19 protein-coding genes are annotated in these 25,375 nt (G+C 45.7%); 3 read left to right on the top strand and 16 right to left on the bottom strand.

The features are described 5' to 3' along the window. The 5 genes from ACSQ8P_RS13900 to ACSQ8P_RS13880 all read right to left on the bottom strand — a co-directional run bounded on the left by ACSQ8P_RS13900 (window position 1) and on the right by ACSQ8P_RS13880 (window position 5,970). Window positions 1-1,803 (bottom strand): sensor histidine kinase, encoded by a 1,803-nt coding sequence (locus ACSQ8P_RS13900; protein WP_436235741.1) that lies wholly within the window; start codon window positions 1,801-1,803, stop codon window positions 1-3. A gap of 120 nt (window positions 1,804-1,923) precedes the next feature. Next, window positions 1,924-2,094 carry a sporulation histidine kinase inhibitor Sda gene (sda, locus tag ACSQ8P_RS13895; RefSeq protein ID WP_436235740.1) on the bottom strand — a complete coding sequence of 57 codons (171 nt, stop codon included), beginning with the start codon at window positions 2,092-2,094 and terminating at the stop codon, window positions 1,924-1,926. Continuing rightward, window positions 2,087-2,254, bottom strand: coding sequence for a hypothetical protein (locus tag ACSQ8P_RS13890; RefSeq protein ID WP_436235739.1), 168 nt, complete (start codon window positions 2,252-2,254; stop codon window positions 2,087-2,089). Before ACSQ8P_RS13890 ends, sda begins: the two co-directional genes overlap by 8 nt. Before the next feature lie 689 nt (window positions 2,255-2,943). After that, a complete protein-coding gene (locus ACSQ8P_RS13885) occupies window positions 2,944-3,213 on the bottom strand; it encodes a late competence development ComFB family protein (protein WP_436235738.1) in 270 nt (89 codons plus the stop codon). A 51-nt stretch (window positions 3,214-3,264) separates the two neighbouring features. Next, on the bottom strand, window positions 3,265-5,970 hold the full coding sequence (locus ACSQ8P_RS13880; protein ID WP_436235737.1) for a family 78 glycoside hydrolase catalytic domain: 2,706 nt from the start codon (window positions 5,968-5,970) through the stop codon (window positions 3,265-3,267). 227 nt (window positions 5,971-6,197) lie between these two features. Here ACSQ8P_RS13880 and ACSQ8P_RS13875 point away from each other — a divergent pair, with 227 nt between their 5' ends. Continuing rightward, window positions 6,198-6,719: a metal-dependent hydrolase gene (locus tag ACSQ8P_RS13875; protein ID WP_436235736.1), complete on the top strand. Its 522-nt coding sequence runs from the start codon at window positions 6,198-6,200 to the stop codon at window positions 6,717-6,719. A 53-nt stretch (window positions 6,720-6,772) separates the two neighbouring features. Here ACSQ8P_RS13875 and ACSQ8P_RS13870 read toward each other — a convergent pair whose 3' ends face one another. Next, a complete protein-coding gene (locus ACSQ8P_RS13870; protein WP_436235735.1) occupies window positions 6,773-8,524 on the bottom strand; it encodes a sensor histidine kinase in 1,752 nt (583 codons plus the stop codon). Between the two features lie 200 nt (window positions 8,525-8,724). On the opposite strand from ACSQ8P_RS13870, the gene ACSQ8P_RS13865 reads away from it, so the two are divergent. Together ACSQ8P_RS13865 and greA are read left to right on the top strand one after the other, a co-directional pair. Continuing rightward, window positions 8,725-9,507 carry an SDR family NAD(P)-dependent oxidoreductase gene (locus ACSQ8P_RS13865; protein ID WP_436235734.1) on the top strand — a complete coding sequence of 261 codons (783 nt, stop codon included), beginning with the start codon at window positions 8,725-8,727 and terminating at the stop codon, window positions 9,505-9,507. A gap of 98 nt (window positions 9,508-9,605) precedes the next feature. Then, window positions 9,606-10,076, top strand: a complete 471-nt coding sequence (greA, locus tag ACSQ8P_RS13860; RefSeq protein ID WP_436235733.1) for a transcription elongation factor GreA — start codon at window positions 9,606-9,608, stop codon at window positions 10,074-10,076. Window positions 10,077-10,134: 58 nt separating this feature from the next. On the opposite strand, the gene murI is transcribed toward greA, so the two are convergent. The 10 genes from murI to ACSQ8P_RS13810 all read right to left on the bottom strand — a co-directional run bounded on the left by murI (window position 10,135) and on the right by ACSQ8P_RS13810 (window position 25,082). Beyond that, window positions 10,135-10,908, bottom strand: a complete 774-nt coding sequence (gene murI / locus ACSQ8P_RS13855) for a glutamate racemase (protein WP_436235732.1) — start codon at window positions 10,906-10,908, stop codon at window positions 10,135-10,137. Between the two features lie 59 nt (window positions 10,909-10,967). Beyond that, window positions 10,968-11,783: a Cof-type HAD-IIB family hydrolase gene (locus tag ACSQ8P_RS13850; RefSeq protein WP_436235731.1), complete on the bottom strand. Its 816-nt coding sequence runs from the start codon at window positions 11,781-11,783 to the stop codon at window positions 10,968-10,970. A gap of 82 nt (window positions 11,784-11,865) precedes the next feature. After that, on the bottom strand, window positions 11,866-12,396 hold the full coding sequence (locus ACSQ8P_RS13845; RefSeq protein ID WP_436235730.1) for an ATP-dependent Clp protease proteolytic subunit: 531 nt from the start codon (window positions 12,394-12,396) through the stop codon (window positions 11,866-11,868). 151 nt (window positions 12,397-12,547) lie between these two features. Continuing rightward, a complete protein-coding gene (locus tag ACSQ8P_RS13840) occupies window positions 12,548-16,213 on the bottom strand; it encodes a family 16 glycoside hydrolase (RefSeq protein WP_436235729.1) in 3,666 nt (1,221 codons plus the stop codon). Between the two features lie 109 nt (window positions 16,214-16,322). Beyond that, window positions 16,323-18,263 carry an alginate lyase family protein gene (locus ACSQ8P_RS13835; RefSeq protein ID WP_436235728.1) on the bottom strand — a complete coding sequence of 647 codons (1,941 nt, stop codon included), beginning with the start codon at window positions 18,261-18,263 and terminating at the stop codon, window positions 16,323-16,325. Between the two features lie 21 nt (window positions 18,264-18,284). Next, window positions 18,285-19,184, bottom strand: a complete 900-nt coding sequence (locus ACSQ8P_RS13830) for a carbohydrate ABC transporter permease (RefSeq protein WP_436235727.1) — start codon at window positions 19,182-19,184, stop codon at window positions 18,285-18,287. A gap of 14 nt (window positions 19,185-19,198) precedes the next feature. Beyond that, the gene (locus tag ACSQ8P_RS13825) at window positions 19,199-20,101 is read right to left on the bottom strand and encodes a carbohydrate ABC transporter permease (RefSeq protein ID WP_436235726.1); all 903 of its coding nucleotides are present in this window, start codon (window positions 20,099-20,101) and stop codon (window positions 19,199-19,201) included. A gap of 86 nt (window positions 20,102-20,187) precedes the next feature. Further along, a complete protein-coding gene (locus tag ACSQ8P_RS13820; protein ID WP_436235725.1) occupies window positions 20,188-21,609 on the bottom strand; it encodes an ABC transporter substrate-binding protein in 1,422 nt (473 codons plus the stop codon). A gap of 112 nt (window positions 21,610-21,721) precedes the next feature. Beyond that, on the bottom strand, window positions 21,722-23,329 hold the full coding sequence (locus ACSQ8P_RS13815) for a response regulator (protein ID WP_436235724.1): 1,608 nt from the start codon (window positions 23,327-23,329) through the stop codon (window positions 21,722-21,724). Continuing rightward, on the bottom strand, window positions 23,322-25,082 hold the full coding sequence (locus tag ACSQ8P_RS13810; RefSeq protein WP_436235723.1) for a sensor histidine kinase: 1,761 nt from the start codon (window positions 25,080-25,082) through the stop codon (window positions 23,322-23,324). The genes ACSQ8P_RS13815 and ACSQ8P_RS13810 overlap by 8 nt, the downstream gene beginning before the upstream one ends. Window positions 25,083-25,375: the final 293 nt, after the last annotated feature.

The following is a 25,375-nucleotide window of genomic DNA, read 5'->3' as shown; positions in this document are numbered from 1 at the left end:
TTACTCCTCCGTACTCTGAAAAGGCAGCCATAGTGTAACTTCCGTGCCTTGTCCTTGTTCACTTGTAATTTGCAATCCATATTCATCTCCATAGTACAATTGGATGCGGTCATTCACATTCTTGAAGCCATATCCCACGGCCTCTTGAGGAGATTCCGTCTTTTTCACAATGGATTTGAGCCGATCTGAATCCATGCCCACGCCATCATCTGCGACAATGATTTTTATTTTGGCATCGACAATTTCGCCTGTTACCTTAAGAAGTCCAAGACTTCCTTTCGTTTTGAGCCCGTGATAAATGGCGTTTTCAATAAGCGGCTGTATGGTCAGTTTCGGAATTTGACCGCTTAGCACATCGTTATGAATATCAAACTCATACGTAAATACATCAGAATAGCGAATTCGTTGGATGGATAAATAATCTTTCGCAATACGAATTTCTTCTTCAATCGTGATGGTTTCGCGGCCTTTACTAAGCGCAGCGCGATAGAAATCGGCCAGTGCTTTCGTTGTCCGCTGCACATCGCGGGTTCGTCCCATTTCTGACAGCGTGTAGATGACATCCAACGTATTATATAGGAAATGTGGCTTAATCTGCGCTTGAATGAGCGCGAGTTCGTATTCACGCTTCTTCTTTTGCTCCCAATTAATGTTGGTCAATAGCTCCTGAATCCGCCGAATCATGGCATTAAAGCCAGAAGACAGCATCCCAATCTCGTCCTCCGAATTCACTTGGAATTCGATGTCTAAGCTGCCCTCCTTAACCTTCTTCATATATTTCGTGAGCCCCATAATAGGCTTGGCAATCAATTGAGAGAGCATGCCTGCGCCAAGAAGCGCAAAAAAGAGGCAGACAATCCCCAACAGCGCGATGAGTAATGTAATTTTGCGCGTATCTGCCGTTAACGAGGCTAGAGGTGCCATCGAGATTAATTTCCAACCGAAGCTAGGTACGTCGGAACTTACGACGAGCGTTTTCTCATATTCAAATGAAGTGGGCTCAGAAGAATGCTTACTAGATGTGATCCAACGCTTCATTTCAGGAATCGCCACTTCTTGGAGCACATCTTCTGGATGCTGCGAAGAGGTAACAACACCTTCATCATCAACGATAAAGTAGCTTCCATCTTGGATCGAACCGATTTTCTGATAAATCGCGGATAAAGAACTCTCTTTGATATTGAGTACAAGCAGACCAAGTTTCTGCCCTGTATAAATATTCACGATCCGTTTGCCCAAGGTCATCACCGTTTCTTGTGAACCATTGGTTAAATAATCTCTGCGCTGCATGGGGAACCAAATGTTATTCCCGCTTGATGTATCAATTTGCTTCAACATGGGACTGCTCGTGATCCAATCGCGATTCCGCTCCATGAGTACATTCGAGCCATATATCCGATTATTCGTATCAATGAATGCTGCTGACTGCACATCGGGAAAAACAAGCAAAGCAAAGCTAAGTTGATTCGTGATCTGCGTGTACATTTGCAGGCTAGCTTCTGGTGCGGCTAAGGATTGTGGATCCTCGACAATAACCTTGTTCAGATTGATCGTTAGCATATTTGCGCAGCTCTCTACGTTCGTTAACATACCTGTAATGCGGGTAATGATGAGGGAGGAGTTGTCCGACACATTTTTGATCGTTTTTTTGACGATTGCGTTCGTATACACCTGGTTCGAAACGAAACCCAGCACAAACAGGGGGACAAAGATAAGTGGAAAATAAATGAGAATGATTTTATATCGGATGCGTTGGTTGCGAAACCAGTGTGTTGTAGGAATCAACTTCTGAAGTATGTGCATGAGCGTGCCCTCCCTTTAGCGAAAACAAAAAATCCCCTACCGTGCAACGTCAGGAGCTCCCTGTCCGTTACATTGTAAAGGATTCATACCTTTTTTTAAACTCGCCACTTGGGGCGAACATTAACTTGTGCTTTCTAAAGTGTTATCTCGGAATAAACTAATCTGTCTAGCTTGAATTTCTAATAGTAAAAACATAAGAAATTCCTTACTCAGCTTCATCCGGCTTGCATTTATATAGGCATCAACAAGCGAGTCATTGGAGATGGCTTTCAAATTTTCGCGATCATTCATTGTGCAACAACCATTTCGATTTTTCTTCTAGCATCGACATCATTTTTTTCATCGATTGTAGGATTTGTTCATCGGAGGGCAAGCATATATTGCCATAAGATTGTTGTACAACATCCGTTAACACCGAATCAAAAATGCCATTAAACTGCTCTGATTTCACATGAACCCCTCCTAATTTTCATTTATTTGGAAATTCTTATTACTATCTTATCTTGAAGCGAGTGAAAAAACAGCGCATTTTTTTTTGCATCTCTTACATCTTTTTTTTCTATATTATGTAATTTCGTTTGCATTCAGGGAGTCGTGACAAACGGTTTGTGGCGTGGGTTTGCGCAGGATAGTACGTAAGAACTATGTCGAGGTAGTGCGTGAGTAGTGCGTGGGAAGTGTGGAACGAATTAACCTCCAAAAGCACATGTCGCGCTTGTGTAAGTCGATTTATTCGACTTACACAACTCCAAAACCCCATGACGCACTCGACGAGATGATTCGATCTTCTCATTCTGATTTTTCCACTGGCTCAGGTCCGGTTACTGCCACGCAACGTATAGTCCGAATTTGCCGAACTAATCCCACTGAGTGTTTCATTAAAGTTTAGTTAGTCCTAAATAGCCGAACTAAATCGCCCCAAACAACTCTCACGCGAGGAAAATGGCTAGTTAGTTCGGTAGAATCGGACTATTGGGCATTTTCACAAGTAATCCTCGTATTAATTCGGAAATATCGGACTAAATATCAGCTTCAGCAGGCGAATCCGAATAGCTTACGCACTAGCCGCGCATTCACCTAACATCAAAAACGCCGCCACCTCCGGTTTAACGGAGATAGCGGCGTATGCCAGCATTACTTTTAATCGCGATGATGCTGATGATGCTCAACAATGCTCGATGCTTCCATTAATTCTCGCATGACGTCTGAACGCAACTGTTGATTCGTGTATTCACCTTTTACAAATAGATGCCCCTTCTCACTGGAAGTATAACGTGGCGGAAGCTTGTTCAGCGCGATTGCCAATATATCTTCTTGGCAGGTTAAACAATCACACTTCAATTCATAGTTCTTCCGAAATTCTTCAAACAACTGCTTAACCACGGTTTCCATTGCGTTGATGACAGTCATCTGTAACTCTCCCTCTAAGAACATTCGATAAGTCTATTATACTCGATAAACTTAGAATGACAAAGATAAGGAGTTTGTGCGTTGTACTTGAAATTGATAAATTCCTGAGCCAAGCTCGATCCTTACATCGCCTTCGTCTTCCCTAGCACCTCGAATGCCCGCTATGGTATCTATCTTCTGACCCTGACATGTCACTTCCGAAAGAGTCGATCCAACTAAGATGACCTCTCCGCTAGTGTTTGGCGGGAGCTGGAACGTATACCGGATAACACCTTCTTCTGCGATAGCCCATTCACTGCGAACCTCCCCGTAATTCGTGTTGAGGGATGCTTTAGCATGCGTAAGCCCAGAATCTGGCCGAGGTCGGAAGGTCATGCGTTTGTACCCTGGCTGCTGGTCGTCGGAATCCAAACCAGCCACTTTCCGATACAACCAATCGCCAATTGCACCGTATGCGTAGTGATTATAGGAATTCATATCATCGCTCCAGAACGTACCATCCGGTTTGATGCCATCCCAATGTTCCCAAATCGTTGTAGCCCCTTTATGAATCGTGTACAGCCAGGAAGGATAATCCTCTTGCATGACAAGCTTGACAGCCACATCATGATAGCCATTCTCTGTAAGTACATGACACAGATAAGGTGTGCCGACAAAGCCCGTCGTTAGATGATAATTTTGCTCTTTGACGTATTCCACAAGGGTCGCTGCCAAGCGTTCCCGTGTGCTTCCCTGTACAAGTCCGAACATCAACGGAAGCACATGCGCAGTCTGCGTATGTCCTGCCAGCCTGCCGCTTGGCGTCACAAACTCCGCAGTGAAAGCTTCAACGATGCGCTCATAGAGCGCTGAGAATTCAGCAACATCTTCTTCGCGTCCTAGGACTTCAGCTGTTTTGACAAAAAGCGAAGTCGAATACGCATAGAAGCAAGTTGCAATTAAATCTTTCGGCGTTGCCCCGATATAACTGCCTTCTTTGGCGTCCAGTCCGAGCCAATCACCGAAGTGGAAACCCGTTTGCCACAAGTATTCATTCTCACCTTGCTGACGGATGTAAGTAATCCAACCTTTCATACTGTCATACTGCTCTTCCAGCACACGCTGATCCCCATAGACCTGATAAAGTGTCCATGGACAAATAACCGCCGCATCTCCCCAAGCTGCAGAAGAATGATCTTTCTCTTTAAGCACATTCGGGATCACGAAGGGGACGCCACCATCTGCGCGCTGATCCGCTTTCAAATCTCGCAACCATTTACTGAAAAAGAGCGCCACATCATAGTTAAAGGCCGCTGTACGAATGAACACCTGCGCATCCCCCGTCCACCCCAGCCTCTCATCACGCTGCGGACAGTCTGTCGGCACATCGAGGAAATTGCCCCGCTGCCCCCACACGATATTGCGTTGCAGTTGATTCAAAAGTTCATGCGAACATTCAAACGTCCCCTTCGCCGCCATATCTGTGTGGATAACCAGCCCTGTAAAACACGAAGCATCGAATGCAACACCCTGTGGCCATCCCATAACTTTGACGTAACGGAAACCTTGAAAGGAGAAATGAGGTGCATAAGATTCTTCATCCAGCCCACTGCAAACGTAGGTAACCGATTGCTTGGCCGACCTCAGATTGCCAATATAGAAATCCCCTTGTGCATCAAGTACTTCTGCATGCAGCAGTTCAATGCGTGTACCCGCAGGCAGCGTTAATCGCATCTGTACTTTCCCTACCATATTTTGCCCAAAATCAAGCACAGTCTCCCCTGACGGGGTTACGATGACAGCGACAGGCTGCAGCTGTTCCGTCACTCGGGAGGGTTCATTCTCTTGCATAACCAGTGTTTCCTTGCCATAGCCGAGTTCAACACTCGGAGCCCATGCTTGGTCATCATAACTCGGCAGACTCCAACCCGAAAGCTCTAAACCAGCATCATAGATTTCGCCATGATATAGCTCTGACATACGAACTGGCCCAAGTGACGCTCGCCAGGAGGAATCGCTGACTACGATCACTTCGGTACCGTCCTCATAGACGATATGCATTTGCATGAGCAGTGCCCTTACGCTTCCAAAAACATTCCGCTGCTGTGTCCACGCTAAATTCCCTTTGTACCAACCGTTCGCCAATACCGCGCCAATGGTGTGCTGAGTCCCTGAGATCAGACTGCTCGTAACATCGTAGGTCTGAACCTGCAGACGTTGCTTGTAGCTGGTCCAGCCTGGCGTTAACTCCCAATCGCCAACTCTCGTGCCATTGAGCTCCAGCTCATATACACCGTGACTTGTCGCATAAATCGTCGCCTTGCGAATCTGCCCGCTTACTTGGAAAGTTTTCCGAAGGTAGTAGGCTTCTTCCGCATCCGGGTCTATATGAGAAGGATCTGGCGTAATCCATTCCGCTTGCCAATCCGCTATTTGAAGCTGCCCCATTTCCCAGTAAGCGATTTCACTCCATGGCGATGCCAAACTAGATTGATTCCATACCTTTACGCGATAGAAATAACGAGTCCGCGGCAGCAGCTCAGGTCCTGCATAGGCAACAAGCACAGATTGATCCGAAGCAATACGGGCTGTATCCCAAACCAAGCTCGCTGGTTCGAAATCACCTGGGTGCATACTCACCTGAATCTGATAAGCTGATTGCACGGTAGCGTTAGTGTCTGCTTCGAGCTGCCAAGTAAAGCGTGGTTGCGAAGTGTCCAATCCGATTGGATTAACTTGATATTCACAATGCAAAGCAGAAATTCGAATAGAACTCATAGGTTTCTCCTCCTAGATACACGGGCTGTCGTGTGAGATGTGCATGCTATTCATTGCACCTTTACGACTAATTGTAGAGTATCCCCCCTCTTGTTTATAAGGTGTATCCGGACATTTATATAGGTGAAATACGACAATATCTCTTTTGTATTGCGATACCCTTAATTTCCATGTATAAATCGAATAGTATAAAGTTATATGAACTCATAGATAGGAAGGCGCTAATTATGCTACAAAAAACACATAGTGTCGCTGGAATGATTGCAGCCGAAATCGTACTCATTCATGGCGACATCAGCTTCTTCACATGGGATGCCGCAGGTTCTCTATTACTCGGTTGCTTAGCGGGTACCCTAGCCGATGTAGATAAACCAGGTTCCACCATGGCCAAGGTTCTCTTCCCTTTATCTGCACTGCTTCATGTTTTGAAAATCAAACATCGAACATTGACGCATTCCTTGCTTTTCATGGCGCTTATCTTGATGATTAGCTTACCTCTGCCCCCTTTATATTTTTGGGTATTCATCCTAGCGTATGCTTCACATCCGTTAATCGACCTTCTCAATGATCGTGGTGTCCAGCTCTTCTGGCCAATCCCGTTCAAAATCCGACTGCTCCCCAAATGGATTGCAATCGATACGGGCTCCCCGAGTGAAACTGTATTTCGTTGGTTTCTACTCGTTGCCTGTCTTGTACTTCCATTTTGGAACTATGTGTTGCCATATCTGCCTTATTCACTTACAAAATGAAACAAAAAAATCGCTGATTTGGCTGACCAAATAGCGATTTTTCTTCATATCTACTATTGCATAGGTATCGATAGTTCAAAACAAATAAAGCCTTCCTCCAGTTTAACTTCTATCGTTCCCCGATAATACTCAACGCGTTCCTTAACAACCGGCAGGCCGAGCCCTTGATGTCCACCTTCTGACTTAGTGCTATAGCCGATTGCGAACAAATCCGTGTCATCTTCCAGATTAAAAGTTGGATTCACCCGATTCTTCACGGAAATCTTCACATCGTTCGATTCCTTCCAGCCTTTTACAGAAACTTCTCGCTCTTCTACTGGGAATTTATTCGCCTCATCAAATGCATTATCAATGAGATTACCGATAATTTTCACGAGATCGACCGATTTCACACCAAGAGACAACCCATCCAGACCTGTGAATTCATAGCTAAAAGAAACTTTAGTTCGCATCGCAAGCGTTATTTTCGATTGAATCAATGCAGCGATAGCTGGCTGACCAATTCGAATAATATCATTGACTTCATTAATTTCCTCAATTAATTCCTCCATATAGCGCAGTTGATCCTCTTTTTCCCCGTTTGTCAATAAGGCATATAGGGTTTGAACATGATTTAGGAAATCATGTCGTTGACTACGTATCGTTGCAAACATAAGGTCTACATTTTGAATATACATCTCTTGTGTGGACTGAACAGCTGTTTCACGTGACTTCGTAATGAATCGGAATACCAGAAATACAAGAATACAACTGAATACGGTAAACAGAACAATGATCAGAGCAACACGAATTAGTTGGTCATTTAACGTCTTTTGTATGGACTGGTAGTCCGAAACAATGGCTATCACATAAGGAATTTCTCGCTGAACATCCGTTATTTTCTCTTTAATTGGCACATACACAAATGTCTTAAGAATCGGCTTTCCTTCGTAGCTTTCAACCACACTTACTGGCTTTTCGTCCTGAATGGCTCGTTTGAAATTCGTAAAATCATTCACATGGATGATGTTATGCGTACCAAATAGCACAGGACGGTCATAAATGGAAACATACATAATACCATTCGGTCTCGTATATTCCTTCGGCTTCGTACCGAATGTGATCCCGTTTAATCCGGAAATTTCTATAATATCCGGATTGGACGTTAGTGTTTTTTTGACAATCGTATCTGCGCCAATAATATCCTTGAACTTCTTAATTTTATCTACATTCACAAATACACAAATGATATAATTCGTTTCCCCATCGTAATAATAACCAAATTTACTCACATCGCTTGTGCCCGAAGCAGGTACTTCATAAATCCCCGCCCAGAAATTAGGAAGTTTTTGCCCTTCAGGTATCGTAACATTGTGATTTTTCATCAATTGGTCAAAAGCAGTAAACCAATACCCAAACGTAATTGTGCTTGTGAGCGTAAGTTCATTGGGATCAGAGGATTTACCAACCATGATATCATCACCGATGCCGCTGCGCTTCATAAGCGAAAATCCATCGACACCTGCTTCTGCTGCAAGTGTAGCTAGCTGTTCATTCGTCACCTTCTCGATATCTGGATCCAGTTTACCTTTGGCCAATATAGCTGCAGATCGCAATTGTTCCCCAATCAGATCCTCTACGAAGAAAGCTCCCGCTTCCGACTGCTCAATCGACGTTCGGATTTGATTCGCAGTCGTTGCCATCTGTTCTGACATTGCCTGCGTCAACAGGGATTTCGCATACCAATAATAGGAGCTATTGTTCGTAATTAATAACAAAATTACAATAATAAAAGTGATATAAATAATTCTTCTGTTTACTCTCATGAAGTTGTCACACTTTCCCATTTTGTATGCTAGACATTACAAGTCTATGCAAAAAAAATTTATGATGCATTTTGTCGAATAGCGCAGATATCGCTACCACGTTATGTTAGTATAGTAGCTGGAGAAATTGTTGTCTATTAATTAAAAGGTATTCTCACCTTTATTTGGTAATATTATAAAATTGCGGGAGGAATCTTCATATGTCAGCAACTGTATTAATCACTGGTGCATCCTCAGGGATAGGTGAAGCCTTTGCTCGTAAATTGGCTGCTAAAGGACATCCACTCATTCTTGTAGCCCGGTCCAAAGCTAAATTAGACGAGCTAGCCAACGAACTGTCCCATACATACGCTATTGAAGTGGATGTAATCGCTATTGACTTAACAAGCGTGAATGCTGCTGCTGAAGTGTACAAACAAACTGAGCAGCTTGGCAGGCATGTTGGACTGCTCATTAACAATGCTGGCTTTGGTTTAAGTGGCGAGTTTCTAGCTCATTCCACTGACAAATATCAACAACAGATCACTTTAAACATTGCCGCTGTTGTGGATCTAACACATTTCTATTTGCCTGCCATGGTTCAAAAAGGAGAAGGAGCCGTTATCAATTTAGCCTCCTTATTAGCCTTCTTCCCGTTCCCGTATTGCTCCGTGTACAGTGCAACCAAAGCTTTCATCCTTTCTTTTACTGAATCCTTATGGGAAGAATATCGCCACAAGGGGATCCAATTTCTAGCGTTGTGTCCAGGTCCTACAGATACGAAGTTCTTCGATAGCGCCAAGGAAGTTGAAACGAAGAGCAAGCGGACACCTGAACAAGTCGTTGACACAGCACTGAAAGCACTTGGCAAACGTTCATCTTTCGTCCTTGATGGAGGCAATAATGCCTTCACTGCACTACTCGCACGGATCCTTCCGAGAAAAACAATCCTTAAGATGTTTGGGTCGGCCATTCGCAAATCCATGCAGCATAAATCGTCTTAATTCAGGACATCACAAATAATTCCTCCTGCCGATTGCTTTACTTGTTTCAAGGACTTTAGTAGTATAGCTAATATCGAATGAAACGAGGTGCTAGACTTTTGTCCAATGATGAAATCATATTGACCCCTAAGGGTTTACGCAGTTTAGAGCTAGAACTTGAAGATTTGAAAACAGTGAAGCGTAAAGAATTAGCAGAACGTATCAAATTAGCGATCTCATACGGTGACCTAAAAGAGAACAGCGAATATCATTCTGCCAAGAATGACCAGTCTTTCATGGAAACACGCGTCCTCACGATTGAACGGATGCTCAAGAAGGCCAAAGTTGTGAAGAACACAGGTACATCCAAAGTGCAAGTTGGTTCCACTGTCGTATTGAATGACGTTGAATTCGCCGAAAAAATCGAGTACAAAATCGTTGGTTCTCAAGAAGCCAATGTCAACGAAAATAAAATTTCGTATGAAAGTCCGCTTGGCATCTCCCTCATGAATAAGTCGGTAGGCGATGTCATTAGTGTGAACGCACCAATGGGCATCATAAGCTATGAGTTGCTTGAGATTCGAATTTAAGCGCTAAATAAAGAAAAGCAGTTCGTAACTAGAAGCTCTAGTTATGAACTGCTTTCTTTTATTGGACAGCTTGGAGGAACGCAAACGCCTTTTCCATCTTCTGTATATAGGCGTCATCTAAGCTCGAACACATCCATTTCACATGTCCATCCCCCGTACCTAGCAGCTGGTCGCTATCCTGCAACACCTGCATTAAGTGATTCACAGTCCCTTTACTTCCATCTACAATTTGAATGTGATTCGGTAGGATCTGACTCAAAATCCCATTATAAAAAGGATAATGTGTACAGCCGAGTACAACCGTTCCAAATGTACTTAGATCAAATGGAGCCAATTTGGCCTTAAAATAATCCACGATCTGCGGACCATCCATAATGAGATTTTCACAAAATTGGACCAACTCCGGAAGCGGTACGGAATCAACCATCCCCATATCATCGATGCGGGATACGAGTTCTCTGTATTTCGCCTCCTGAAGTGTAAGCTGCGTGGCGAATACGAGTACTCTTTTGCCTGATGAACGATTCATCTCTACAGCTGGTTTCACAGCAGGCTCCATCCCAATGATAGGGATCTGGTGGATTCTCCGTAACTCTGCAATCGCGATACTCGTTGCTGTATTACAAGCGATGACAAGCGCCTTAATATCTTCTTGAATAATGGTATCAACGGATTGCTTGACGAAGGTTAGAACCTCATCTTTCGATTTAACACCATACGGAACATGCGCGGTATCTGCAAAATAAACAAAATCTTCCTGAGGCATTCGCTTCATGGCTTCGTTCAGAACCGTGATTCCACCTAAACCTGAATCAAAAAAAGCTATTTTCATCCTATTCACCCTATTTATTATCGTTCTGTCATAAAATACGTGTTCAAAAAGTCCAGTTTTTAAAGTAGTCCTGCTGTGATAAGTCCGTTCCTTACTCCTTCTTCATCCACATGTGTGGTCACATGATCAGCGTATGGCAATAAATCTTTATGCGAATTACCCATTGCGATGCCGAAGCCGACATAGGAAAGCATTTCCATATCATTCAAACCGTCACCGAATGCAACCGCATCTTCCGGCTTCAAGCCTACCAACTCCAGCATTGCGGCGATGCCTTGTGCCTTGGATCCGCCAGCAGGCAGGACATCCATGGCATGTTCATGCCAACGAATGAGCTTAAACTCCGAAAGCAGCCCTTCATACAAATGCTCATCTTTCGCTTCACAGTGGAGGAAAATTTGATAAATATCGTTCGATTTCCAGAAATGCGGATCGTAGCTTGGTAAATCAACCTTCAACGAGGATACGGAGTTATGTACAAAAGGGTGATCCTGTGCATCCGTTGCAAACGCATGCTCGCCTTCGAATACGAGAGAATGCTCGTGTGTTGCTGCCAGCTCGACCAAAGCTTCGATCGCGCTTTTGGCAATTACGCGGTGGTAAAGTGGCTCACCTTTGTAGACCGCATATCCGCCATTTAAGCATACGTAGGAATCAATGCCAAGCAGCTCCGCCAGTGGCTTGATAAAATAAGGTGCTCGTCCTGTTGCGATAACGGGTTCGATCCCGCTCTTTTTCAGTTGGTGAATCGCCTTAACGGTGCTTTCAGGCACCTGCTTGTCCTCATTAATTAACGTGCCATCAATATCAAAAAATACAATTTTGTACACAGTAGGGTTCTCCTTTGCATTCGGAAGCAGCAGTTGCCGCCCCATGTCTCTTTCTCTCAATTAAACACCAAATGCCCGGAAAAAACAAAGAAAAAAGAGAATCCCTTGGGCTTCTCTCCCACTTTGCCTATACAATACTATCAATTATGCCAAAGGCTAACGCCTCTTCTGGACTCATGTACCAGTTCCGTTGATGTTCCTTCACACGAGCCAGCTCTTCCGCTTGAAGATTCGTTTTGGACAAAATGCATTCATCATAGATGTTTTGCAGCCTCTGCGTTTCATCCACACGATTTTTCAAATGCTCCAAATGACCATCAATATGCGTGGAAACGGAGTGATACATGAAGGTACTCAGTCGTCCTGCATGCCTTTTGTGCCCGCTGACTGCGATCAGCAGACTCATACTAGCCGCTAGTCCGTAAACATAGGTGTGAATGGGTGTTTTACTGTTCTCGATCACATTAATAAGACCAAAGCCATCGTATACACTGCCTCCGTTACTGTTGATGATCAGGTCGATGGGCACGCGTTTAAAGTCCTTTTCCTTCTTGTCTTTGTCATCATCATATTGATTAATTTTCATAATTTGCTCGACAATCGGTTTCACAGAGGTCTTATTGATGCCATCGAATAGATAAAGGGTTCTGTCACTCATAACATGCCTCCTGTCCGTATGGCCTTGTATTACAGTAGTCTATTCTCGGTTTGGAAACTTTGTAACTCTTTGCGTGATGTTTTCAGATTTTTGGGCGAAAAAGAGCCCCTCCTACCCCGCAAAAGGGAAGAAGCGGCTCTCCTAGCTACTTTTAGTAAATACTCACATTATCATATTTGCTGTTCGCCCGATGCGAGTAAAGTCCAAGTTGTCCCGAGGTGAAACTCGTATCTGTCGTCGTCAGCAGTTTAATTCCGTTCACCCAGAACTCTAGCGTGCTGCCATTCACCACAGCTTTGAAGTCATACCAAGTTCCTAAGGTGAACGTGAAAGGCACGGTGACGAGATCGGTAGTCGTACCTCCGACGACTTTCAGGATCTTCAGACTATTCGTGGACTTATAGTACATGAAGGTATAGTAATTGTTCGCATCCACGCGACGTGCAACGAGACCAATACCAGCTTGATTGTTGGCATCGAAGCTGTCAGCTTTGACTTTTGCCGCAACCGTATAGTTCTGCCAAGTGCTCAATCCGGAATACGCGTTGATATTGGCAGCTGCATTGTTCGACTGGTTATACACCTTCGTCCCATCGGTAACAACGCTCCAGGTGCCACCTGTTATTGCCCAGCTTGAGGCTGAACCCGACTCATAATCATCGCCGAAAACGGGTGCCACGCTTACATTATCAAATTTGGCATTTGCTCGGTGTGCGTACATTCCGATTTTCCCTGCAGTGATCGTCGTATCCGTCCCGGTTAGCTGCTTCGTCCCATTCACCCATAGCTCTAGAGTGGACCCGTTCACGACAGCTTTGAAGTCATACCAAGTGCCTATGTTGAATGTAAAAGGTGTCGTAACGACATCCGAAGCAACGCCAGCGGAAATCTTGGTAATTTTCAACATATTCGTCAGCTTATAATACATAAAGGTATAGTAATTGCTGCTATCCACGTACCGAGCCGCTACGCCAACTCCAGCATAATTCCCCGCATCGAACGCATCCACTTTGAGTTTTGTAGACACCGCATAATGCTGCCAAGTACTATCACCGATAAAAGCAGTAGCTCCACCAATCGTTGTATTCAATTGGTTATATACCTTCGTGCCATCCGTAACGACGCCCCACGTTCCACTTGTTGTCGACCACCCTGCTGCTGTACCAGACTCGAAGTCATCACTCAGAAGTACGATCGAATCGGTGCTCGTCATGCCAGGAGTGTCGTCTGTTTGGAAACTAATCGTAACCGTATCCGACGTACCGCCTGCTTCACTGAACGTTAAGGTCTTGGAGTAATTTGAATTTGGTGACAAACCGAACGTATTAATTGTAAAATAGATCTCCCGCTCCCCTCGCAAATTCCCTGAGGATTGTGTAAGCGCAAGCCAATCCCCTTGACCGCTAGCCGTCCAATTCGTGCTCAAACTGCCGCCTTTATTGACGATCTTCAATTTATGCTTTTGAGAGCTGTTCGTCACATTCTTAACGCCAACGTTGATGCTTGCGGGGACATCAATCTTCGCTGCTGGAACGCTCCCCAATGCACCAAGTTGATTCGTTTCTTGGAACTTCGTAATCGTTCCCTTTTTCGCCGTTAATTTCAATTGCAGCCATTGTGCAGAGACACCTGTAGGCGGCGTAAACGAAATCGCTTGCTCCACTTTGTTGCCATACGGCACCGAGACATTAAATGTACCCGTTTGGAAACTCGTGTAAGTGCCATTCACAGGATTCAAATATCCCGCTTCCCAATTCACATCCACACTCGTTCCGTCCTGCTGCTCATCGTTATACACAATAATTGTTCGAGTTGTAGCCGTACCTCCCGAAAATATAAGAGGTGAAGCCCCGATCAAATTATTCTTATCCCCATCCTTATCAAAAGCAGCAACAGGTGAGTACGTATTATGGGTGTACTCATACGAATCTGACTTGATAAAAGTTGGTTTCGCTGGATCATACGCGTTAAACACAGGTCGATCAATCGCGACCGGCTTTAATCCTGGTGCCGTCTTATTCGACCATGTCGGATACAACGTATCCTCCGTCACTTCATAGGCATAGATCCAATTCGCATAATAGCGAATATCCGCAAAACCCGCATACCTCATCGCTCTGGTCATCCGATCTGCCGCACGATGCCAAACCGCCTGTGAAACGAGATTATCGTTCCATATATCCTTGGCTAACGTTGAATTATACGTTCCATTCGCATTGAGCGTCGGCCATCCACCCGAAGGTGTGTAGGCTTCCCCCTCGCCTTTCGGCTTCGTACTATTATTCGTGTACAGTCCATACATCGTGCTATTGTTCAACCAGCCTATTTGGTAACCGCCCGTATAGTGATGATTCTCTTGATCTGCCGTTGTAAAGTCATCCTGAATAATTGGTTTCGATGTATCAATCGATGTGATTGCCGCTGCAATAGTTGGATGTAGAATTGTCGTATTGCTGCTCGTTGAACTCCAATTTTCATTTCCACCGCTCCAGATCACAATACTTGCATGATTCTTCCTCGCATTCACCCATTGTTTAACCCATTTCGTTATGTGATCCATCGCATCAGTTGTATAACTATGCACACTGTGATACTGCCAGTAAGGCGTCTCATCAATGAGAAGTAAGCCGATTTCATCCGCATAGTCGTATACTTGCTTGATCCCTCCGTGAATGTGCGTTCGCGCAACGTTGTAGGTGGTTTTCCATTCATCCATGGTTTGTTTAACCTCTGCAATGCTCGCATTCGCATACGATTGCGATGAGCTGTTCGCTGCGCCATGTGCGCTCCCTGTTGCCCAGTTGAACTGCAGCGCATCTCCGCGGAGGTTCGTTTTGATGCCATTCAGCTGATAGTAATTCGTATTTACGGCAAACTGTCTAAATCCAAACCGCGTTGCCAAACTGTCGATTGTAACTGCACTTTGAGTAAGACTCGTGTTCAAATAATAAAGCTTAGGATCGTGTGTCCACCAATACTTCGAATTCGTCCAGGAAACTGCTGACCATGTTACTGTTTGTGAACTGTTGGCCGCCACAGTCACGGTCTGGTCAGAGAAAGTCATCTCTGTTCCTCCGCCAACGAGCTGCGCACTATTCTTCACAGTGACCGTTTGGCTGATCGCTGTCGCGTTCGTCACCGTCGTTTTCACCGTCATTTCGTCGTCGAAAGGTGACGTGTTATTTTTCAAATCGGTGATGACGAATGTATCTGAAACAAATACTTTGGGATAAGCCACTAACGCTACGTCATCGTTGATCCCGCGACCTTGCCCCCAACTCTGATTGTCCACACCAATAGGATATAGGGATTTTCCACTTGCATCCTTGGCATCGGCTGGCAGCGCATAGTAACCCCACACACGTACTTCTAACGTATTCGTCCCCCCAACAATAGCCAGAGGTGTGATATCCAGCTTATACGGCAGTCTCGTCATCAAGTAACCGTCTGTTTCTGTCGCAAGTTGTGTGCCGTTAACGAACACTTTGGACAGCGGGCCGATATTCTCGAGGTCAAGGAAAATTTCCTTCCCTGTCATTGATGAGGGCACAGTGAAATTCCGTTTATATACGCCATAATTCAGTGTATTCCATGATGTTGGGTACCCGAAGCCAGCAGGTGAATCCCAATAAGAAGGAACCGTAATATCATAACGGGTCGCTCCGCATTCGGATAAAAGTCCCACACACCATTCAATGAAACCTGCTCCCGACTCGTATCTGCCTGTGCGTTGTTTGTCACTGAAAACAGTGTACTTATCACTAACGAAGTGAATAACAACAAGACGATCCTTAGATTCATTTTGCCTAAACTCCACGGTATTCGCATCTAACGTCCTCCTTCAAATGAGTGATCCACAACTAATGGTAAGCGCTTATACATCTTCCCCTATCAATCCCCTCCTCTCATTCGCAGCCTCTTATTTCTCAATTCGCTTGGATAGACACATCCTGTTCATCCACCATTATCGCCACACGACACTCGACGGATTGGGTTAACTGAATCTGAATGTTCACACGACCTTCAACCTCATTCACCTTCAAAAGCTTCAACTGCCACGCCTCACTCTCATTCGTCTCACAATCAGGCAAACATAACGTTGCGATTACCGTTTTTTGTGTAAAAGATTGACGGTACGCTATGACAGGGATCGCTTGCTTCATGCCATAATGAACTGATCTCCACCCCTCTTTCGTCGAAAGAGACGCCTGAGCCCCTGCACTCCCAGCCCAGTACATCCGACAACCCGCTATCTTATCTTGCTCCTCCTCGAATGAAATTGCCGCTTCCAAGACCTTATCAACCCTACGACCCCGATCCGCAACCCTAGCTTCATTGGACAAATGAAAATTCTGCTCGATATCATGCATGCCTACACCTTCCAACCAATCCACGACAAGGAGGAACGGTAACTCCTTCCCCATCAGAAGCCATCTCCGATGCGTAACCGGCTCACTCAAACGCGCATAACCATGATGCGATGCATCAATGAAATCATAAACCTCGCAAGACAACCAGCGATGTAGCTCAACAGTCGCTTCCGGCTCTCCCCATTGCTGCGTCGATAGGTACGGTGTTTGATCCTGACCATCGACCGTGATCGTGTTATGCGCGCAAGTTCCTTTGAAATACCGCCGCCATTCTCCCTCTTGATACGTGTATCGGCCTGAATCTCCATATATCAAACGTCCACTATGCATCCATTCAAAATGCAGCGCATCCGCATGACCATGTGCCCCGCCCAGCGGTGCTGCGTCAAAGAACACATACTGCTGCGCATCTTGCATCACATAATATCCCGAATCGGGGAAGGCTACGGTTGACCGAATTTCCTTCTCCGTTCCTCCCATCCGCTCCGTCCAATACACGAACTTCTCGCTTCCTAACAGCCAGAGCATATCCTCACTGATCTCGCCTTGCTGGCAGATGGCTTCATCCTCACAAATTGCGCCTATAAAACCGACTTTCGCTCGCACATGCGCACCGCTATCCGAATCGGATAGCGCGACAGCCTTACCATCTGGCCGAATCGTCGCTACGCTAAAAGCCACCATCGATTTCAGCTTTTCCAGATAGCTGTTAGGAAAAGGATGCCCCGTCTGCTTCGCCAGTAGAAACGGCGTTCCAAACATATCCAAGCTGGCCGTATGATAATGCGGTGTCAGCTCATTTTGAATCCCATCCGCACGAATCTGATCGTGCAGACAAAGCATAAGCCGCTCTTGGGCAAGCTGGCGCCAATATGGCGCCTCCGCATGATCAGCAAGGAACGTGCCAACCATGAACAACCCTTGCATATGCATGGTGGCATGATTGATCGAGGTTTCTCCCAGATACCTCGACAGAAACGTCGCCTGTTCGGCCAAGCTGTCTCGCCACTTTCTTTCAAAATCACCATCCAACAGCGCACTATGGCTCATCAACATATATCCCCAGACCCAAGATTGCACACGCAATCCCACTTCGAGTAATCGCCATGGACCAGGCCGTTGGAAATACACCATCTTCTCGTATGTTAGCGAGGTTGGCTTGGGATTCTGCTCGATCCAACTCGTGATATGCCGCTTATAAGCCTCCACATACCGTTCATCACCTGTTAATAAATACGCAATTCCCAAGTCGCGCAGATGCCAATGTCGATTGAGAATCCATGTATACTCCAGGTCCTCCGTAGGATTGTACAACCAATCAGGACTCAAACCGTGATCGATCCACTCTCCTGCAGCCATCGTATAGGGAAGCTTGAACTGTCCCCCACAGGAATGGTCAGCTTGCTCCAAAATTTGTTCCACACGTAGAGGAAAATACGCTTTAAACGTCCCAGCCGCTTCACACAGCTCCGCATTGGTCAGATAAAATTGCATCATATTCTCCTTCACTCATTCGTATTAACCTTTGACCGAACCCGCTGTGACACTAATGAACGATTTGTTGGCAAGGATATACACGACGAGTATCGGCAAAATCGACATACAGGCGCCAGCGAGCATAATGTGCGTCTCCGCAGCGGCTGAAGTGCCATAGCGCAGGCTGGCTAGCCCTACGGTCAACGTTTGAAGCGCTGGCTTCGTCATCGTGAATACCAACGGCAGAATGTATTCGTTCCATGCGTTTCGAAACACGAACAACCCAGCAACGCCAAGCCCAGGCGCTAATAACGGCAGGATAATCCGCCAGTAAATACCATACACACTGCAGCCATCAATTTTCGCAGCTTCATCTAGATCACGCGGAATTCCTTTGAAGAAACCAATCAACGTAAAGAACGTTGCTGCATGACCACTAATCAGAATGATCACAACGCCCCATAAGGACTTGTGCAGATTCAAATGCACCATCAATTCGAATTGCGGGCGCAGTACAACAGCGCCGATCGAGATGAACATCGTGGACGCGAGCAGCGCCACATAGACTTTTTTACCTGTAAACTCCTGTCGATCCACCGCATAAGCAGCTAACGAAGCTACAAGTAGACTGCCTATTGTGGTTGCAATGCTGACGAACAAGCTATTCATTGTAAAATGAGCGAAATTCGCCCCCTTCCACGCTTTCACGTAATTGGAGAACTGCCAGACGGATGGCCAGAACGTCGCGCCTGTAGTTACTTCTGCATTCGTTTTGAAAGAACCAAGCACAGCCATGATGACCGGAAATAAGGTGAACACCACAATTAGAATCAGAAATACCCAGAGAATGAGCTTACCTGCTAGTTTCGCAATTATCAGTGAGATATAGGAGGGTAGCGAGGTTGTTTTGTTATTCGTTATACGAGTTGGAACCGTCTGCATATATGCCTCATCTCCTATTCGTTAATCTGATTCAAGCGTTTAGATAAGTAGAAGTAACCTAACGTTACAACGCCTACAATCAGCGCGGATACGAAACCAACTGCACTCCCGTAACCGATTTGTTGCTGTACAGCACCGCCGGCCGACGATACGGGGAAGAAGAGCTTATACACGTAGAGATACATGACTTCTGTTTTCCCAATGGGCCCGCCTTCGGTCAACACCATGATGCTCTCATAGCCTTTTAAGGCTGCTGTTATGGCGAGTAGTACGATCATTTGCAGCACAGGGCCTAACATAGGGACAGTGATGTAAATAAATTTCTTCCAACCATTTGCCCCGTCAATTGCGGCACTTTCGTACACGTCCTGCGGTATATTTTGCAATCCGGCGAGGAACAGCAACATGTAATTCCCGATGGCACCCCAAATGGCGATGATGATCATCGTGAGCATGGCGAACTTCGTTCCCAGCCAATCGATATTCGAATGGATAATCCCGTATTTCACAAGATATTGATTAAGAATTCCGTTATACGAATTGAAAATGACGTAGAAGACGACGGACATAACAGCTGTACTAATGACCGTTGGTAGAAAATAAATGGCACGAAACAGATGACGTCCACGCAATGCCCCACTAAGAATCACGGCGAGCACTAAGGCGATGGGTAAGGTTAGAATGATTTTGCCCCCAGCATACACCAAGGTATTGATAACAGATTGCCAATAAGTGTCATCCTCATACAGTCTTCTGAAATTATCTAAGCCATTGAACGTTTTAGCACCATAACCAGGATAGCTGTAGAACATATAGCGCATGGCCCACCCTAACGGGTAAATACTAAGCACCAAGGTCAGAAAAAGACTCGGAAATGTAAGGATATAAGGGGCAAGCGCATGCTTTCGTTTCATCATTGCAAGGCTCCTTTCTGCTTGAGAAAAAGCGCTACCCGCTTCAAACACACGGTTTCAAGCGGATAGCCTCCTCTTCTAGCGTGATCTTATTTAACTAAACTGCCTTGCAGATTTTTCGCATCAAAGTCAGGAATTGGTTGATTTTTCGTCGTACCCGTTTGCCTAGCTTTATCCAAAGCGGTGTTATAGCGTGTCGACAGATCTGTCGTTATTTTATTCACATCGCCGCCCTCTAGGATGTATCTCAAGGCTTCATCGCCCAAATTCTTACCTTCCGGAGTCACCGCTGGGACAACTGGGAACAGAGCGTCATATTTGTTAGGTAGGAACAAGTCCATATTAGCGAAACCTGGTTTCTTCGCAACGGCCAGAACGTCCGGAACAGCGGAGATCCCTACGCTATCTTCTTGGTATGTTTTCAACACTTCCGGTCCGTACATCGTTTCGATGAATTTCCACGCTTTCGCTTTGTTCGCCGATTTCGCACTCATCGCGAGCCAAACCGTCGCATTCGAGAAAGGCGAAGCGCCATTGATTGTGCCATCTACCGTAGGAAGCGGCGCCGCACTCCATTTGATTTTCGCTGGGAATTGGTTCTTGTATACACCCGGTTCACTCGCATGGTTGATGTACATGCCGATTTTACCTTCCGCAAATTGTGCACGGAGCGGGTCGATATCAAGTAGTTCAAAACCAGGAATCATACTGCCATCCTGCTTCATTTTGCGCAGAGCCTCGAGCATTGGGATTTGACTAGCGAAGTCGAACTTGCCTGTTTTGAAGTTAAAGCCATCCAGGATCCCTGTGCTCAGCGCGACAATCGGTGAAGCGGAACGGCCAAAGCCTCCGTTATTTTTGAAGTTACCTGCGAAGCCATAAGCACCAATATCCTTCCCAGCAACGGTAAGCTTCTTGGCTGTTTCGACCATTTCATTGATCGTTTTCGGCGGTGCAGTAATACCCGCTTTTTGGAAAAGATCGACGTTATAGATAAGGCGCCAAGTGATACCATAGTTCGGCAAAGAGTAAATTTTATTATCCACACGGTTCCCGTCGTCGATGATGAGGTTCTTGAAACGGTTTTTGAATTCAGGGGTCATGTAGGTATCTAATGGTTCTAAGTAGCCTTTCTTGATGAACGGGGCAAAATTAGAGCCTGATGTCTTAATAATGTCCGGTGCTTGATTACTAGCGAAAGCAACATCCAAAGATTGCTCATAGTTGTCAGCCATGATCGTGACTTCTACTTCGATATTGTCCTTATTCTCGGCATTATACTTCGCGATCTCCGCTTTGATATGATCCGATGCACCACGGTCGTTCGTCCAGTAAGTTAGCTTTGTTTTGGGGCCGGCTGCTGCTGCTGGCGCTGCGGAACTTGCCGCTGCTGTTGCTGCAGCTGTTGCTGCAGGGCTTGCAGATGTATCCGCTGTATGGCTGCTCCCGCAAGCAGATAAGGTGACTAGCAGAGCTGCGGATGCAGCGAGATGAAACGGTTTCTTACGCATAAATGGTTGGCCTCCCTTTTCTTTTCCCATGTGTTTACTTCTAAAGTGTAAGCGAATTCACTCTAGCTGTGAGGAGGGTAAAACCACTATTCACTAGGAAAATATGATTGTATTAGGACGGTTTATAGATTTGCTTGAACTCCGTCGGTGTCATCCCGACATGTCTCTTGAACACGTCTGTGAAGTAAGAACGATCCTCGTAACCCAAATGAATCGCAACTTCTTGCACCTGCTTATCATCAAGGAGCATCTCCTTTGCCTTCTCGATTCGCAGTCCGTTCATGTAGTTGATGAGCGTCGTCCCTGTCACCTTTTTGAACAGATTCGCAAAATAACTGCCGCTCAAATACACATGCTTCGCTAAATCAGTGACCGTTACATTCTTGTCCAAATTCTCTCTCATATAGTGAATCGCCTGGGCGATGACCGAATCCGCTTCCAGCTCACGCTGCTTCTGCAAAGCGTCGCAACCTGCTGAAACCAATTGATCGAGTAATTCATTTAACTCACGCAGCGTCAAGCGCTCCCCCTTTTTCAGAAGATCCAGCTTCGCTGTCAGTTCGTCCATCCCACTTGGCATCGTAATTTTCTCAGCGAAAATGCGATTCATAAGCAGCCCTAGCTCATAGCACACATTCATCACATCGCTAGGTTGTACCCCCGAATAGCTATGTACAATGCTCTGCAGAAGAGGCAGTGCTCTCTCTTTATTGCCCATGCGCAAGTAATTGAACAACTCTTTTTCTTGCTCGGCACTATGTCTAGAACGTGTAACAGCATGATGTTGAATATCTTCATAGTAGAAAACACTATTCCCGCCTGTATAGAAATTGTGGGACAAGGCTTCCGTTGCCTGCTGATAAGATTGGGGCAGCTCGTGAATCGTTCTGGCCTCAAGTCCGACACCGATAGAGATCGTGTAGCGTGAGTAGTTCAGCATATGCTCGCGACACTGTTCAGCCAGCGTAACGATATCCATGTGAGTTGGCACATTCAGCAGACAAATGAAGCCGCTCAATTGCTCCCGGAATACAATGGATTTCGTGACAGAAACGAGTGTTTCTTCGAGGATGTTTTTTACCGCAAACCGGGCCAGTTCAACGTCATGAATGCCATGGGTATCCACTTGCTTCGCAAAGCCATCGATTTCAATGCACATAATGATGAGGCGCTCCCGATTTAGATCGAGCTTCAAATAGTCCCAACGCTCCTTCAGTCTGGATTCATTGGCGTTGTAACGCAGCAACAGATGCAAATATTCTTGACGCAGCAGCGGCATGCTTTCCTTAATTTGGCGTTCCATTTCGCTTTGTTTGGCAAAATGGACACGATCCAGCTCAATTTGCTCTTTCGCTTTCTGCACAACCGCTTCAATCGCCGTTTTCAAGAACGGCTTCGCTATAAAATCGAACGCACCTAGACGAAGCGCTTGCTGCGCATATTCGAAATCCGTATAGCCGCTGAGTAGGATTACTTTGCAATTGGGCATCACCGCTGTGATCGCTTTCGTCATCTCCAAACCATCCATTCGCGGCATCCGAATATCCGTTAAGACGATATCTGGCCTGAGATCTAAGACCATCTGCAAGCCGTCCTCTCCATTGCCTGCTGTCCCTACTACTTGCACACCATGTATGTCGATTTGGATCAAATCAGCGATCCCTCGAACGACACTTCTTATATCATCAATGACACAAAGTGTTATATCAGCCCTATTCATGTAAGACTTCCCCCTTAATCGGTATCGTTATATACACCTTTGTCGCTTCAAAAGGCTCACTCGAGAGAACCATCGTTGCCTCGCCGCCATAGTACAGTAGCAAGCGGTTGAAGACATTCCGAAGCGCATAGCCTTTCTTCTCTGTGTTAGGATGATTCAGGCTCAGTTGCAGCTTATCTGCATCCATGCCGGAACCGTTATCTTCAACAACAATATGCAGTTGTTGATGATCGGATGTAAGTTCGATACGAATCTTACCGCCAGATTCCATATGCTCAAACCCGTGAAGCAAACTATTCTCAACCAAGGGTTGGAGCATGATTTTCATAATGGGCAGTGCTAGGCTGGTATCACTGCTTACTACAATTTCAAAGTCAAAAAGCTCCTCATAGCAAAGCTGTTGTATCGTCAAATACTGCCGCACATGAAGTAGTTCTTTCTCGACCGTCGTCCATTCTTCGCCATGATTGAGGCCTAATTGAAAGAGCTGTGATAAGGCGATGACCATCGACTTGGAGTTGTCCAATTCGTCCGTTTCCATTTTCCAAATGATCGTATTGAGTGTGTTATATAAAAAATGCGGTGAGATCTGTGCCTGCAACGCCTTGGCTTCGGACTTGCGTTTCTCTCGTTCAGCGTCCTTCACTTCGTCGATGAGTTCATTGATTTCCAGCAGCATGCTGTTAAATTTATGGCCTACCTGACTGACCTCATCTTGATAATGGCTCTGGAATCGAACAGACAGATCATTGCGTCCTACCTTACTCATCAGCATTTGCAGATGATACAGCGGCTTCAGCAAAATCGCCGAAAGCACATTCGACACCAGTACCGCCATAATGATGCAGACGAGCATAATGATGCCGGTCGCCCATTGAATCCAGCTCAAATCCTTGAGTAGATCTGATCTCGATTGGACGCTGAGCAGCAGCCAGTCCGGATTGAATTGTAAAGTCGCGTAGTTGACTAGATCGTATTGCGCTGCTATGCCGACCTCGAAATGCCCCCTTGAGCTCGTCCCGATGTGTTCCTCTAGGAATGTTTTGTCATAGCTTTTGGGCAGGTTTGGTTGGTTTAGCAGAACACTATCGGCGTTCCGATTTACCAGAAATAAATTCTGATCTTCCTGCTCTGTGTGCCGGTCGGACAGCATGCCTTGGATCGCCTTCTCGTTCAAATTCACAACGAAATACATGTTCGGGCTCTCACTAATGGATTTCATAACTAATGAGATGACACGATCTTTCCCTTGAAAAAGAAGATCTTCATGCCCTTCGACCCAGAAGGGCTCTTTGGTCGATTGCGCTTTCTCGTACAGCGGCGAGTCATAGAAGGAGTATCCTTGATTCCGATAGTAGCTAGCAGAATAAAATTCCCCAATCGGCGTCGCGATAAATATCGACTCTATTGACGGCTCTGCCAGCTTCGCCTGCGTGAACGCCGAGTTCATCGCCGTCATATGCCCGTAGTAGCCATCCTTCTTGCCGGCAGCCGAATCCTTCGACATTTGGACAAACGGCTGGGAGATCATAATATTCAGCACCGAAACAAGAATTTGCTTCGCTTTCTCATCCAGCACACGAGCGGATGTGTTCAAGTTATCCTGGCTTAATTGAAACGTATTCCGCTCGATGACACGCGCACTTATATAATAAGACAGTCCCCCAGTCGCCGCGATCGAGATGGCAATCAGCAGAACGAACGACACCCACATGCGCTTCTTTAGCGTAAGTTTGTACAATATGGTCTTCATGAACGGTGCACCCCCATGCTCACATTGTATCGCAAACGCTTTCAGGAGGGATATAGAATTTTCCCGTGCATTGCAACCTCTCACATCCACTAGCTGAGCTAAACCTTAGTCACTTTAACGTGCTAAACCCTACCATCCACCAGCTATCTACTTCCACCACGACTCCCCTCACTCTCGTGAAGGGGAACGTGGGTGCACTAATCGAGCATTTTGGGCCGATTTCTGGCATAAAAGGAACGTAGATGCGCTATTTAAGTCATTACACCAGGATTTATACATTTCAGTAAGAATAA

The sequence above is a fragment of the Paenibacillus sp. LjRoot153 genome (genome assembly GCF_964253085.1).
Taxonomy (GTDB): Bacteria; Bacillota; Bacilli; order Paenibacillales; family NBRC-103111; genus Paenibacillus_E.
Note: the sequence above shows the minus strand (reverse complement) of the source record. Positions and strands in the feature narration are given on the sequence as shown.